The organism is Methylocaldum szegediense, assembly GCF_949769195.1.
Lineage (GTDB): Bacteria > Pseudomonadota > Gammaproteobacteria > Methylococcales > Methylococcaceae > Methylocaldum > Methylocaldum szegediense.
Genome location: NZ_OX458333.1, coordinates 1,104,646 through 1,118,525, shown reverse-complemented (window position 1 = coordinate 1,118,525; position 13,880 = coordinate 1,104,646). Strand labels below are relative to the sequence as shown.

General features: G+C 58.2%; 12 protein-coding genes and 1 pseudogene. All 13 read left to right on the top strand.

Annotation, left to right across the window (positions count from 1 at the left end):
• Nucleotides 1-12 precede the first annotated feature (12 nt).
• The gene (locus QEN43_RS04730; RefSeq protein ID WP_026612167.1) at nucleotides 13-381 is read left to right on the top strand and encodes a gamma-butyrobetaine hydroxylase-like domain-containing protein; all 369 of its coding nucleotides are present in this window, start codon (nucleotides 13-15) and stop codon (nucleotides 379-381) included.
• A gap of 55 nt (nucleotides 382-436) precedes the next feature.
• Nucleotides 437-1,186: a bifunctional demethylmenaquinone methyltransferase/2-methoxy-6-polyprenyl-1,4-benzoquinol methylase UbiE gene (gene ubiE, locus QEN43_RS04725; protein ID WP_026612166.1), complete on the top strand. Its 750-nt coding sequence runs from the start codon at nucleotides 437-439 to the stop codon at nucleotides 1,184-1,186.
• Between the two features lie 2 nt (nucleotides 1,187-1,188).
• The gene (locus tag QEN43_RS04720; RefSeq protein ID WP_317963750.1) at nucleotides 1,189-1,845 is read left to right on the top strand and encodes a ubiquinone biosynthesis accessory factor UbiJ; all 657 of its coding nucleotides are present in this window, start codon (nucleotides 1,189-1,191) and stop codon (nucleotides 1,843-1,845) included.
• A gap of 13 nt (nucleotides 1,846-1,858) precedes the next feature.
• Nucleotides 1,859-3,478, top strand: coding sequence for a ubiquinone biosynthesis regulatory protein kinase UbiB (ubiB, locus tag QEN43_RS04715; RefSeq protein WP_317963749.1), 1,620 nt, complete (start codon nucleotides 1,859-1,861; stop codon nucleotides 3,476-3,478).
• A 684-nt stretch (nucleotides 3,479-4,162) separates the two neighbouring features.
• Nucleotides 4,163-4,582 (top strand): annotated as a pseudogene (locus tag QEN43_RS04710) (thioredoxin family protein); the annotation flags it as partial.
• Between the two features lie 198 nt (nucleotides 4,583-4,780).
• Entirely contained in the window at nucleotides 4,781-5,941 is a 1,161-nt protein-coding gene (locus QEN43_RS04705) for a phosphoglycerate kinase (RefSeq protein ID WP_026612163.1), read from the top strand.
• Nucleotides 5,942-6,214: 273 nt separating this feature from the next.
• Nucleotides 6,215-6,508 (top strand): DNA-directed RNA polymerase subunit omega, encoded by a 294-nt coding sequence (gene rpoZ / locus QEN43_RS04700; RefSeq protein ID WP_026612162.1) that lies wholly within the window; start codon nucleotides 6,215-6,217, stop codon nucleotides 6,506-6,508.
• A gap of 23 nt (nucleotides 6,509-6,531) precedes the next feature.
• Nucleotides 6,532-8,748 (top strand): bifunctional GTP diphosphokinase/guanosine-3',5'-bis pyrophosphate 3'-pyrophosphohydrolase, encoded by a 2,217-nt coding sequence (gene spoT, locus QEN43_RS04695; protein WP_051332088.1) that lies wholly within the window; start codon nucleotides 6,532-6,534, stop codon nucleotides 8,746-8,748.
• Nucleotides 8,723-9,109: a RidA family protein gene (locus QEN43_RS04690; protein WP_026612161.1), complete on the top strand. Its 387-nt coding sequence runs from the start codon at nucleotides 8,723-8,725 to the stop codon at nucleotides 9,107-9,109. The genes spoT and QEN43_RS04690 overlap by 26 nt, the downstream gene beginning before the upstream one ends.
• Before the next feature lie 17 nt (nucleotides 9,110-9,126).
• Nucleotides 9,127-11,211, top strand: a complete 2,085-nt coding sequence (gene recG / locus QEN43_RS04685) for an ATP-dependent DNA helicase RecG (RefSeq protein ID WP_026612160.1) — start codon at nucleotides 9,127-9,129, stop codon at nucleotides 11,209-11,211.
• 241 nt (nucleotides 11,212-11,452) lie between these two features.
• A complete protein-coding gene (gene panB / locus QEN43_RS04680; RefSeq protein WP_026612159.1) occupies nucleotides 11,453-12,238 on the top strand; it encodes a 3-methyl-2-oxobutanoate hydroxymethyltransferase in 786 nt (261 codons plus the stop codon).
• 168 nt (nucleotides 12,239-12,406) lie between these two features.
• Nucleotides 12,407-12,988, top strand: coding sequence for a chorismate--pyruvate lyase family protein (locus tag QEN43_RS04675; RefSeq protein WP_317963748.1), 582 nt, complete (start codon nucleotides 12,407-12,409; stop codon nucleotides 12,986-12,988).
• Nucleotides 12,985-13,872, top strand: a complete 888-nt coding sequence (gene ubiA, locus QEN43_RS04670; protein ID WP_051332087.1) for a 4-hydroxybenzoate octaprenyltransferase — start codon at nucleotides 12,985-12,987, stop codon at nucleotides 13,870-13,872. Before QEN43_RS04675 ends, ubiA begins: the two co-directional genes overlap by 4 nt.
• Nucleotides 13,873-13,880: the final 8 nt, after the last annotated feature.

Below are 13,880 nucleotides of genomic sequence, written 5' to 3'. Positions count from 1 at the left end.
GGCTGTCACACCATGGCTACGCCGCTACCCACAGAAATCAAGCTCCATCAAAAGTCGCGGATTCTCGAAATTGCGTTCGAGGACGGCTCTGTCTTCAAGCTGCCCTGCGAATACCTTAGGGTTTACTCGCCTTCCGCCGAGGTCCGCGGCCACGGACCGGATCAAGGCGTTCTCCAGGTCGGAAAAGAGGATGTCACCATCACGGAGATCCGGCCGGTGGGCCATTATGCTATCGCTCCCCGCTTCAGCGACGGCCACGATTCCGGCATTTACACCTGGGAGTTGCTGTACAATCTGGGCCGGCATCAGACGGAACTCTGGAACGAGTATCTGAAGAAACTGGAGCAAGCAGGATATCAGCGTCGAAACCAAACTCCCTGAAATCAAACAACCGCTCGCCCGAGCGATCATCAAGAAACCATCCGGCCTCTAACGAATGAACGATCAAAAAACCACCCACTTCGGCTTCCGTGAGGTCCCCGCGAGCGAGAAGGCCAAATTGGTAAAAGCCGTGTTCGACTCGGTCGCGGACAAGTACGACATCATGAACGACCTCATGTCCCTGGGCATTCATCGGATTTGGAAACGGATCGCCTTGCAGCTGAGCCACGTGCGTGCCGGGGAGAAGGTTCTGGATCTGGCAGGCGGCACAGGCGACATGACATCTCTCTTCCAGAAGCGGGTCGGACCGAACGGGCGCGTTATTCTTTCCGATATCAATGCCGAGATGCTGAAACGTGGCCGCGACCGTCTGATAGACGAGGGCGTGGTCGACAACGTGAGCTATGCGCAGATCGACGCCGAAAAACTGCCGTTTCGTGACAACCAGTTCGATTGCGTCTGTATCGCCTTTGGCCTCCGCAATGTAACTCACAAAGATGAGGCCCTGCGCTCGATTTATCGGGTCCTGAAGCCGGGTGGGCGGGCGATCATCCTGGAATTCTCGGAAGCGCAGGGTAAGGTGTTCAAGAAGGTCTACGATCTCTACTCGTTCAAGGTCTTGCCCATGCTCGGCAAGCTTGTTGCCAACGATGCCGAGAGCTATCAGTACCTGGCCGAATCCATTCGGATGCACCCCAACCAGGAAAAGCTCAAGCAGATGATGCTCGAAGCGGGCTTCGAGCGCTGCGAGTATTTCAATCTCACTCACGGCGTGGTCGCCGTTCATCGGGGCTATAAGGTCTGACCGTGACGGTTCGCCATCCGGTGTTGGCCGGTTTTCTCGCGGAAGCGCTGGAACGTGCGGTCGCGCACTATGTGAGCCTGGATCCCCGAAGCCGCGAGTTGCTGGCGCCGATCGCGGGCAAAGTGATCGAACTCAAACCGCGCCCGTTCGATTTCTCGATCTACTTCTGCCCTACCGATACGAGCGTGCAAGTACTCGGCGATTTCGGAAGTCGACCAGACGTGACGCTGGCTGGTTCGATTCTGGCCTTCACCAGGCTCAGACTCGGCGAATCCCCGAGGCAACTCCTCTCTTCGGGCGACATCGAAATCGACGGCGACATGGAGACGGCGCGCCGCTTCCAGGCACTGTTCGAGAAACTGAACGTCGACTTCGAGGCTCAACTTGCCCAATATACTGGTCAAGCGTTTGCCTCGACCTGCTTCGAGCTCTTTCGCTCAGGACTCGCCTGGTCCAGGGACACCCTCAACACCTTGAGACTCGATCTCGCTGAATATTGGCAGGAAGAAAGCCGGGAACTGCCGGCACAGACCGAGGCCGACGCCTTCTACGCCGAAGTCGATCGGCTGCGTGCCGATTGCGACCGCCTCGAAGTCCGAATAGAACGGATTCGCCGCTCGTTGCAGGCTACCCCCTCGGATCCCGAGTCCGCTGTCTAGGGAACTCCCTCTCGTGGTCCGACCGAAGCTAATCAGGCGCTTGCTACACATTCAACGCGTGCTGGTGCGCCACGGCCTGGACGAATTGGTACTGGCCACTCATTTGTTCCGGCCAGTCCGCTTCGTCGCTGCCCTATCCCCGAATTACTGGCTGGGCTCCAAAGACCAACCGCGCGGCGTCCGAATCCGAAAAACGTTGGAAGACTTGGGTCCGATCTTCGTCAAGTTCGGCCAAACCCTGTCTACCCGCCGGGATCTACTGCCGGACGACATCGCAGAGGAACTGGTCAAGCTTCAAGACCGCGTGCCGGCTTTCCCCGGCAGCGAAGCCAAAGCCATCGTCGAGCAGGCCTTGGGACAGTCGGTCGCCCAAATTTTCGCCGAGTTCGACGAAACGCCGCTGGCCTCCGCCTCCGTCGCGCAAGTACACGCGGCAAAGCTGCACGACGGACAGGCCGTAGTGGTCAAAGTGCTTCGACCCGGCATCGAGAAGCAGATCCGGTCCGACATCGCCCTTTTGTACGAATTGGCCAGGCTCGCTCAACGCTTCTGGTCCGACGGCCGGCGCCTTCGGCCAGTCGAGGTCGTCGCCGAGTTCGAAAAAACCATATTGGATGAACTCGATCTGGTGCGCGAGGCCGCCAATGCCGCGGAGATGCGGCGTCGCTTTCAGGATTCCGAAATCCTTTACATCCCTAAGATCTATTGGCCGTATACGCGACGCCAGGTCCTGGTCATGGAGCGCATTTCCGGCATTCCGGTCGGCGAGGTGGAAACTCTCAGGCGCGAAGGCGTCGATTTTAAACTCCTGGCGGAACGAGGCGTGGAAATCTTTTTCACCCAGGTGCTGCGGGATAGTTTCTTCCACGCCGACATGCATCCCGGCAATATTTTTGTCACGCCGCCCGCCCGGTACATCGCCGTCGATTTCGGCATCGTCGGCAGCATATCGCGGGAAGACAAGCGCTACGTCGCGGAAAACCTCCTGGCGTTTTTCAACCGCGACTACCGCCGCGTCGCGGAAATGCATATCGAATCGGGTTGGATTCCCAAAACCACCCGCGTCGAGGAATTCGAGTCCGCTATACGCGCCGTGAGTGAACCGATATTCGAGAAGCCGTTGAAAGATATCTCTTACGGCCATCTGTTATTGCGGCTGTTCCAAGTGGCCCGCCGCTTCGACATGGAAGTGCAGCCGCAACTGGTGCTGCTACAAAAGACTCTGCTGAACATCGAAGGACTTGGCCGCGAGCTCTATCCCGACCTCGATCTCTGGCAGACCGCGAAACCGTTTCTGGAACGCTGGTTCAAGGACGAAATGGGACCCAAGGCCAGCCTGAAGAAAATCCAGGCGCAATTTCCGGGATGGGCGGAAAGCTGGCCCGAGATGCCGATGCTGATCCACCGCACGCTGGAAAATGCGGCAACCGGAAAGCTGACGGTGAATTTCGAATCGCGCGAGCTCGAGCAGATCCGTCAGGAAATCGTGCGGAGCCGGCGACGTCTGCTTATCGGAATCACCGGCGGAGCCCTGCTCATCAGCGCGGCAGTCCTATCAGGCTCCGCGCCGCTCGCCATCGCCGGCGTAGCTGGCACTCTAGGCGTGCTCCTGCTCGTAGGAGCCTGGCTCTGATCCTCGCAATTTCAAAACATTCGATGGGGATGGCATTCGCTCCTAAGAGCTTCCCCTATCAGCCATCCTGTCTTTAGAGCTTTTACTAATCCAATAGATGGAATAAAAAAATTTTCCCGTATGGCGCGCCCGAGCATCGCCGGTTGGAGCCGGAATTGCCCGAAGGGGCACGCGAGGGAGCGCGTGCGGCGACAGAGGTACACGGACGTGCCTTCTGTCGCCCCTGGCGCAAGCCGGCGACGCGCAGGATCAGCGCGCCATCCGGGTGCCCTTTTCTTTGGTTTCGCTGATTCACACCCTCCTTGGTGCGAACCCTTCGGGCGCGCTTCGCGCGTCCAAGTTTGTTCCTGACAAACTTGTCTTTTGGGCAAGCAAAAGACCAATTCGCCGGGAGCGAATTCGGACAGCCGAAGGCTGGCCCGAAGGGCAAACTCCAGGGACGGAGTTTGCAGCGAAACTCGCCGGCGGGGCGAGACCCGCTCAAAAATAGCTTGCTGCCGAAGGCAGCTTCCTTATTCGAGGGCACAACAGGGATGAAAACGCTCTAAACTGCAACCGTTACGTACGAATGACAGACATGAGACCGTAGCTCATCCCGACGACTCGAATCGATTTCTTTGTTATGATTTCGGGTCATTTTCATAGATTTCCTCGGTCACAAACGTATAAGAAAGGACGGTCCCCATGGCGCGCACAGAAACCCCGGTTTGTGAATTCGGCAAGAAAGCACCTGATTTTGCTCTGCCTGGCGTGGATGGCCAGATCTGGACTCTGGAAAAATGCAAGGGTCCCAACGGGCTCCTGGTGATGTTCATCTGCAATCACTGCCCCTATGTAAAGGCCGTGCAAGATCGCATCATTCGGGACGTCAAAGAACTCAAGGAATACGGCATCAACGCCGTAGCTATCATGTCCAACGACCCGACGGACTACCCCGAAGACTCCTTCGAAAACATGAAAATCGTCGCGGAGCAGCTCGGCTATCCGTTCCCGTACCTGTACGACGAAACTCAGGAAGTCGCCAAAGCCTACGGAGCTGTCTGCACGCCGGACTTCTTCGGCTATAACAAGGACTTGGAACTGCAATACCGCGGACGACTCGACGCGAGCCGTAAGGAAGCCGCCCCGCCGGACGCAAGGCGCGAGCTGTTCGAGGCCATGAAGCAGATCGCGGAAACCGGTAAGGGACCGGAGGAACAAATCCCGAGCATGGGCTGCTCGATCAAATGGCGGGAACCGCCAGCCCCTGAAAAAGCCGAGAAAAAAGAAGTCGAAAACAAAAAATCCCTTTCTTTCAAGCGCATCACCGATTTCGATCTCGCCGGAAAACGCGTTCTGATCCGCGCGGACCTGAATGTCCCGATAAAAGATGGCAAAGTCACCAGCGATACCCGCATACGCGCTAGCTTGCCCACGATCGAGCACTGTCTCAGAGCCGGCGCCAAAGTGATGGTGATGTCCCATCTCGGGCGGCCGACCGAAGGCGAATATTCCGACGAGTTTTCGTTGAAACCCGTGGCCGACCGTATGACCTGGCTGCTTGGCCGCAAGGTACCCCTGATCAAGGACTGGCTGAACGGTGTCGATTTACATCCACGCGAGATCGTCCTATTCGAGAATGTCCGCTTCAATAAAGGTGAAAAGAAGGACGACGAAGCCTTGGCCAGAAAACTGGCCGCTCTTTGCGACATCTACGTGATGGACGCCTTCGGCACCGCTCACCGGGCCGAAGCTTCGACCCACGGTGTCGGCCGTTTCGCGCCCGAGGCCTGCGCCGGTCTCCTGCTGGCGGCCGAGCTCGACGCTCTTAGCAAGGCGCTGGAAAACCCGGAGCGCCCCTTTCTCGCGATCGTCGGCGGGTCCAAAGTATCCACCAAGCTGACGGTGCTCGACTCACTGGCTTCCAAGGTCGACCAGCTCATCGTCGGTGGCGGCATCGCCAATACCTTTATCGCCGCGGCAGGTCACTCGGTGGGCAAATCCTTGTACGAGGCCGATTTGATTCCCGAGGCCAAGCGTTTGATGGAACAGGCGAAAACAAGAGGCGCAGAAATTCCGATTCCAACCGACGTGGTTTGCGCGAAAGAGTTCTCGGAATCGGCACAAGCAACGGTCAAGAAGGTGGGCGATGTAGCCGACGACGATCTGATCCTCGACATCGGACCGGAAACCGCGGCCCGTTATGCTGAACTGGCCAAGTCGGCGGGCACTATCGTTTGGAACGGTCCGGTCGGCGTTTTCGAAATCGATCAATTCGGTGAAGGCACCCGCACCCTGGCTATGGCAATCGCGGAAAGTAGCGCATACTCCATCGCCGGCGGCGGCGACACGCTAGCCGCGATCGAAAAGTATGGAATCGGCGATCGGGTGTCTTATACCTCGACGGGGGGCGGCGCTTTTCTGGAATTCCTGGAGGGAAAAACGCTCCCGGCGGTCGCCATGCTGGAAGAACGGGCCAAGTAGTCTTTTCTTCGACTCCGCAGCGCGAGGGAGAGCACCCGGCGCTGTCCTTCGCGCTTTGTTTTCTCGGCGGTCTGAACCTTGCAAGCGCGTTGACGGTCTGGATTATGAAGCTTCGACCAAAACTGGAGGGGGACTGCTGGAGGCGGAGTACGTTCCGCTTCGCAGTGTGGATGCTCTGCGTCAAGACCTCTCTTTTTAGGTAGAATATCCTATAAGGCAATTGTTTTTATTAACTTTTTATTCAATCGATTGTAAATCGAGGATACATCACATATGGCAAGAGTAACCGTCGAAGACTGTCTAGAGCATGTCGACAACCGCTTTCAACTCGTTTTGCTGGCGACCAAGAGAGCCCGCGAACTGTCCCGTCACCCCGACGCTGCCAAAGTGCCGTGGGAAAACGATAAAGCGACCGTGGTAGCGCTTCGGGAAATCGCCGAGGGTCTGATCACCCGCGACTATCTCACTGCTGACACCAAACAGGAACGGTTCGCCATCGAACGTCCGGCAGCGCCTAGCCCGGAGGCTGCCGGCATGGAGAAACTCGAGGAAGACGACTTCGAGTAAACCGGTCCGAATCCCGGGGTGTTATGAACCAGCTGCTTCCGAAAGAAGTCACCGAACTGCCGAATGAGAAGCTCATTCGCAGGCTTTGCAGCTTGGTCTCGACCTATCTCGACAGCGCTCAGGTTGACGAGATATACCGCGCTTATCAGCTCGCCCTTTCCGCCCACGAAGGCCAATTTCGACTGACCGGAGAACCGTACATTTGCCATCCGCTGTCCGTCGCCATCATTCTTGCGGAAATGCGCATGGACGCGAAAGGCATCATGGCGGCCATCCTGCACGATGTCATCGAAGACACCCCCGTCACTAAGGAACAGTTACGCGAACAATTCGGAGACGAAGTCGCCGAACTGGTCGACGGGGTCAGCAAACTGACCCAGCTCGATTGTAAATCCAGGGCCGAGGCGCAGGCTCAGAATGTCCGAAAGATGGTGCTCGCGATGGTCAAGGACCTCCGCGTCATCATGGTCAAGCTGGCAGACCGTCTCCACAACATGCGCACCCTAGGAATCATGTCGCCGACGCGGCGGCGGCGTATTGCGCGCGAGACCCTGGATATCTATGCGCCGATCGCCAATCGACTCGGCATGAACGAAATGCGGCTCGAACTCGAAGAACTGGGGTTCGCCGCGATGTATCCGATGCGTTACCGAGTGCTGGAACAATCGGTAAAAAAGGCGCGCGGCAATCGCAAAGAAGTGGTGGCGCTGATCGAATCCACGATCACCAAACGATTACACGATGCCGGACTGGTCAATTGCGAAGTGATCGGACGGGAAAAGCATCTGTACAGTCTCTATCAGAAGATGCGCACCAAGCACGTGTCCTTCTCCGGCGTCTACGACGTTTACGCCTTCCGCATCATCGCGGACCAGGTGGACGATTGTTACCGGGCGCTCGGCATCGTCCACAACCTCTATAAGCCGGTTCCGGGTCGCTTCAAGGATTACATCGCGGTGCCCAAAGCCAACGGCTATCAGTCCCTTCATACCGTATTGGTCGGACCTTACGGCCAGCCGCTGGAAATCCAAATCCGCACCCGTGCCATGCACCACCTAGCCGAGTCAGGCATTGCTGCACACTGGCTATACAAAAGCGACCAAGAAGAGATATCCAGCAGTCAGGCCCGTGCTCACGAATGGCTGAGAGATCTTCTGGAAATCCAGAAAAGTGCCGGCGATTCGATGGAATTCCTGGACAACCTGAAGGTGGACCTGTTCCAACAGGAAGTTTACGTGTTCACACCCAAGGGCAAAATCACCAAGCTTCCGCGCGGCGCGACGATTGTCGACTTCGCTTACGCCGTGCATACCGACATCGGCAACACCTGCGTGTCCGCCCGAATCGACCGCATGCTCGCGCCGCTCCAGACCGTTCTCGAAAATGGCCAGACCGTCGAGATCATCACGGCGCCCTGGGCCCGCCCCAACCCGCTCTGGCTTAATTTCGTCGTTACCGCGAAAGCGCGCGCCGCCATCCGCAGCTATCTCCGAAATTTCAAGAAACAAGAGGCGGTTGCCCTGGGCAGGCGCCTGCTGGAAAAGGAATTCAACGCCCACAACATGAGTTTCGAGGATGTTCCGAAAGAGCGTATCGACCAACTGCTAAAGGCACTCGAACTGCCCTCCCTAGAAGCCTTGCTGGAAGATATCGGGCTAGGCAACCGTTTGCCTTTCTTGGTCGTCCGCCAGTTCCTTCAGGCTGATGCCTCATTGGACGCCGGAAGCAAAGAGGAGAAGGGAACCGCGCTGTCGCCGCTCATCATCAAAGGCACCGAGGGCATGGTGGTCAATTTGGCCAAATGCTGTCGCCCGATACCGGGCGACCCTATCGTTGGATTCTTCAATCCGGGCAAAGGCATCGTCGTTCATCTCAGCGAGTGCAAGAACGTCTCGGAACTTAGAAAGAAACACATGAACTGGCTGGACGTGGACTGGGACAAGCAAGCCAGCGGCGAATTTCCGGCCGTCATCCGCCTCGAACTGATGAACCAGGTGGGCACTCTGGCGAAAGTCGCTTCCACCATCTCCCGCATGGGTGCCAACATCGAGAACGTCCAGATCACCAATCAGGACAGCCAGATTTCTACCGACATCATCACCTTGATGGTCAAGGACCGCGTCCATCTCGCCTCGGTCATGCGAGAACTCCGAAAATTGTCGGTCGTTTTGAAAATTTCCCGCGTAAAGTCCGAACTCAGAAAGAAGCAAAACCATGGAAAAACAAATTATTCAGACTGACCTGGCTCCCAAGGCGATCGGCACCTACTCCCAGGCCGTGAAAATCGGCGACACCGTTTATCTATCCGGACAGATTCCGCTCGATCCCGCCACCATGACCATGGTCGAGGGCGGAATGGACGTGCAGATCCGGCGCGTGTTCGACAATCTCAAGGCCGTGGCCGAAGCTGCCGGGGGTAGCCTCCGGGATGTTGTCAAACTCAACGTGTTCCTGACCGACCTCGCCCATTTCCCGCTGGTGAACGAAATCATGGCGGAGTATTTCGCCGAGCCCTACCCTGCCCGTGCCGCTATCGGCGTAGCGTCACTGCCGCGCGGCGCCGGCGTCGAGATGGATGCGGTCATGGTTGTGGCGAAGTAGTAGGCGCACGCGACTATTTGGCTTCGCAAGTCCGATCTCTCGACGAGCTCCCGGTATCCGCCCTGAAGGGCGCCGGGGCGCACACGCTCAAGCGGCTAGAAAAGCTGAGCATTTCCACCGTCGGTGATCTGCTGTTCCACCTGCCGCTGCGTTACGAGGACCGGACTCGCGTCACGCCCATCGGCCAACTGAAACCCGGCGACCATGCACTGGTGGAAGGCCGGGTTGAACTCGCGGAAATCCTCCCAAAAGGCCGTCGCTCGCTGATCATCCGGATTGGCGATGGTACCGGTTTTCTCGACCTCCGATTCTTTCACTACACGGCCAAGCAGCGCGAGCAACTGGCCCGAGGCAAAAGACTCAGCTGTTACGGCGAAGTGCGGACGGGCTACGCCGGGTTGGAAATGACCCATCCCGACTACAAGCTGATCGACGATATGGACGCCGACGTTTCGGAGCAAGCGCTGACGCCGGTTTATCCGTTGACTGAAGGCATCCATCAGAAAGCCATTCGCCGACTGGCCGCGCAAGCCTTGTCCATGGCGGACGAATCGCGGCTTCCCGACTTGCTGCCCGAGCCGCTGATCCCGGCAGGGTATCGCTTACCGCTTCGGGACGCTCTCCGGCTGCTGCATCAGCCGCCCGCCGGCTGCAACGAAACATCACCGAAGCTAACCGCGGCCCGGTCGCGCCTCGCCTTTGAGGAACTCCTCAGCCATCATCTGAGCCTCGGTCGTTTCAGAACCCAGATGCAAGCTCATCGAGCACCGGTTCTGGCGATCAATCGGCAGGCGGCGGAGCGGTTTGTGCGCAGCCTGCCGTTCGCTCTGACCGGCGCTCAGCAGCGCGTTATCGCCGAAATCGAAGCCGATTTGTGTTCCGATCGCCCCATGATGCGGCTGGTTCAGGGTGACGTCGGCTCGGGTAAGACGGTCGTCGCGGCCTATGCCGCATTGGCCGCATTGTCGTCCAACTACCAGGTCGGCATCATGGCCCCGACGGAGCTCCTGGCCGAACAGCATTTCCGCAACTTCCGCCAGTGGCTCGAACCCTTCGGCGTGCAGATCGCCTTCCTGTCCGGACGCCTAAAAGGCGAAGCCCGAAAAACCGAACTCGAGGCGATCAGTAGCGGCGCAGCCGGCATCGTCGTCGGCACCCATGCACTGTTTCAAGAACAGGTGGTATTTCACCGCTTAGGGCTCATCATCATCGACGAACAGCACCGATTCGGCGTCCATCAGCGGCTGGCGTTACGCGAAAAAGGTCTTCAGGATGGCTTGTATCCGCACCAGCTCATCATGACCGCCACACCGATTCCGAGAACTTTGGCGATGCTCGGGTATGCCGACCTCGATCTTTCCGTCATCGACGAGCGCCCTCCCGGACGGACGCCGGTCAAAACCGCGGTTATTCCGACCAGCCGCCGCGCGGACATTATCGCCCGCATTACCGATTGGGTGTCCAAAGGCCGGCAGGTATACTGGGTGTGCACGCTGATCGAAGAATCCGAGGTCTTGCAGTGCGAAGCAGCTGAAAAGACCGCTGTCATGCTGGCCGAAGCCCTTCCGAATGTGCGCGTTGCTCTGATACACGGGCGTTTGAAGCCTGCCGAAAAGGAAGCCGTCATGTCGGCCTTCAAGGAAAGACATTTCGATTTGCTGGTGGCAACCACCGTGATCGAAGTCGGCGTGGACGTCCCGAACGCCAGCCTGATGATCATCGAGAATGCCGAACGCTTGGGACTGGCGCAGCTGCACCAGCTTCGCGGGCGGGTCGGACGCGGACCCGGCGAAGCTCATTGTGTCTTGCTGTACCAGCCGCCTCTTTCGGAAACCGCCAGACAGCGCTTGGGGATTCTGCGGGATTCCGACGACGGCTTCGTCATCGCCGAGAAGGACCTTGAACTGCGGGGCCCCGGCGAACTCTTGGGAACCCGGCAGACCGGGCAAATTCAGTTCCGCATCGCCGACTTGACGCGCGACGGCCCCCTCCTGGATGCTGTTGCTCAATCGGCCGCTATTCTGCTGAAGGATTATCCCGACCGCGCCGAACGCCTGATCCGGCGCTGGGTCGGCCATTCGGTGCAATATGCCGGCGCTTGAATGGCGACCTGAATGGCATCTCGACATTTTTCCTGATGCCATTACGGTCTTCCAAAGCGAATACGGCAACGATAAAAGTCCGTCTTATCCCCGCCTCGAGGAAACAGATAGCCATACAACCCGTTCGCTCGGAGGCTGTCGAACGGGCTCGTCCTGAGCCGAGTCGCCGGGATAGGTTCCAAGCTCCCTGACACACGATGACGACACTTGTTATGAATCCGACAAACCGGAGATAAGAGCCATGAAACTCAACGCAGAAACCTTAAGACATATGAAGTCGGTAAAACCGATCCCGGTGCTGACGGCTTACACCACTCCGGTCGCCCGTTCTCTCGAAAAAGCGGGGATTCCGGTCATCCTGGTCGGAGACACGGTGGGAATGGTTGAAATGGGTTTCGACAGCACGCACCACGTCACCATCGAACATATGGAGTACCATGTCGGCGCTGTCCGCCGCGGCGCACCGAACACCCATATCATCGGCGATCTTCCATACAACAGCGATCGCGATCCGGCAACGGCCTTGAAAAGCGCCAAACGGCTGCTGGACGCCGGTGCCGACAGCATCAAGCTGGAAGGTCCGAAGTACGACGTGATTGCGCATCTCGTCGCCAACGGAATCGATGTGGTCGGCCATACCGGCTTGACGCCCCAGACGGCCTCCGATTTCCGGCAGGTCGGAGGAAACAAAAGCGACGCGGAACGCATCTTGAGCGAAGCGATCGGCATCTCCGAAGCTGGCTCGTTCATGGTGGTTCTCGAGCACATACCGGCAGCCCTGGCGAAAACGATCACGCAGTCGATCAAAGTGCCCACCGTGGGGATCGGCGCGGGCGCAGGGTGCGACGGACAGGTTCTGGTCATCAACGACGCGATCGGGCTTGGAGATTATTGGCCGCCGTTTTCGAGACAGTACGCCTACGTTGGCAAAGCGATAGTCGATGTCGCCGAGCGATTTATGAAGGAAGTCGGGGACGGCACCTTCGTGGACCATGTTCTCCAGATGCGCGCTTCACGGACCAAGTAAGGGGATGCGCTCGAGCGGATGGCGAGTTCGGCGACCTAAGCGGCCGCTCCGATCAAACCGCCGCATCGGAGGCGCAGCTAAGCCATTCCTTGCGGCTCAATATATTTGGCCGATCCAGAAAGCCCACTCCCTCTGTTAGAATTTGCGGTTTGTTCTTGAGAGCAACCATTGACGACACGCAGCCAACTTTTCCGCCGAGCACCGGACTGGTTTCATCCCGGAAGCAGTCGGCGTAGCCGTATCCCCGACGGCCTCCATTCCTGGCTTTTCGAAACCGGTTCGCTGACCCGCCGGGTTCGCGACCTCTGCGGCGGCGAGTTCCGCCTCCGAGTGCTACAGCAAGACTGGCTGAGACCGTTCGCCGACGAATCGAGGGCGCTTAGACTTAGACCTTCGCGGGTCGCATTGGTACGCGAGGTCTCCCTTCAGTGCGGTGAGGAGCCTCTGGTGGTGGCGCGCAGCATCATACCGGCAAGCATTCGCCGCGGCGCTCAGCACCATTTGGCGTCTTTGGGCAACCGCCCACTGGGAGAGGTTCTTTTCTCCGATCCCAAGCTGAGGCGCCTCGGGTTGGAGCTAGCCGTCGTCGAAAAGGCAGAGCGGCTTCCCGGAAGCCTCGACGTGCTTGATACTGTCGAATCGTCCGAGCGGATCTGGGGTCGACGCTCACTGTACGCCATCGCGCACGGAAACCTCTTAGTCGCTGAGTTCTTTCTACCTTCTCTGTTGAAACGAGAAGCGAGCCTATGATCGAGCAACCGACCTTCGGACTTTCCACCCAGCGTCTCGAGCTTTACTGGAGGCTGACGCGGATGGACAAGCCCATCGGCATCTTCCTTCTGCTGTGGCCGGCCGCATGGGCGTTATTGATCGCCGGAAACGGCAAGCCTGATATCTTGGTAACCTTCGTCATCGCGACCGGCGTCGTGCTGATGCGAGCGGCGGGCTGCGTGATCAACGATTACGCCGACCGTGACTTCGATCCTCATGTGAAACGCACAAAATCACGCCCGATCGCCGCTGGGTTGGTATCCCCTAGGGAAGCGCTTTGGCTGTTCGTCATACTCTGCCTCGTGTCGTTCGGCCTGGTTCTCCTTACCAACCCGCTCACGATTGCATTGTCGGTTCCCGGCGCTTTCCTCGCCGCGTCCTACCCTTTCATGAAGCGCTACACCTATCTTCCCCAAGCCTACCTGGGGCTAGCCTTCGGCTGGGCCGTGCCTATGACTTTCGCGGCCCAAACGGGTGGTATTCCGTGGATCGGCTGGGAACTTTACTTCACGACCATCCTGTGGGCTCTGGTTTACGACACCATGTACGCCATGGTGGATCGGGACGACGATCTCAAAATCGGCGTGAAATCCACCGCCATTCTGTTCGGCGATATGGATAGAGTCTTGATCGGAATGCTTCAGATCTTCGTGCTGCTGCTTCTTTATGGGGTGGGTAGGCAGACCGGGCTGGGATTGCCCTATTTCTTGGGACTCCTGGTTGCTGCTGGACTATTCGCCTACCAGCAATTTCTGATACGGAAGCGCGACCGCGACGGCTGCTTCAAGGCGTTTTTGAACAACCATTGGTTCGGTGCGACGGTGTTTGCGGGACTTGCGGCGGATTACCTGTTGCGCGCATAGACCACCCA

Excerpts from the sequence above, each read along its gene's own strand:
- panB (WP_026612159.1), top strand. The coding sequence starts at position 11,453 with ATGAAACTCAACGCAGAAACCTTAAGACATATGAAGTCGGTAAAACCG.
- ubiE (WP_026612166.1), top strand. The coding sequence starts at position 437 with ATGAACGATCAAAAAACCACCCACTTCGGCTTCCGTGAGGTCCCCGCG.
- QEN43_RS04730 (WP_026612167.1), top strand. The coding sequence starts at position 13 with ATGGCTACGCCGCTACCCACAGAAATCAAGCTCCATCAAAAGTCGCGG.
- spoT (WP_051332088.1), top strand. The coding sequence starts at position 6,532 with ATGAACCAGCTGCTTCCGAAAGAAGTCACCGAACTGCCGAATGAGAAG.
- ubiA (WP_051332087.1), top strand. The coding sequence starts at position 12,985 with ATGATCGAGCAACCGACCTTCGGACTTTCCACCCAGCGTCTCGAGCTT.
- rpoZ (WP_026612162.1), top strand. The coding sequence starts at position 6,215 with ATGGCAAGAGTAACCGTCGAAGACTGTCTAGAGCATGTCGACAACCGC.
- QEN43_RS04690 (WP_026612161.1), top strand. The coding sequence starts at position 8,723 with ATGGAAAAACAAATTATTCAGACTGACCTGGCTCCCAAGGCGATCGGC.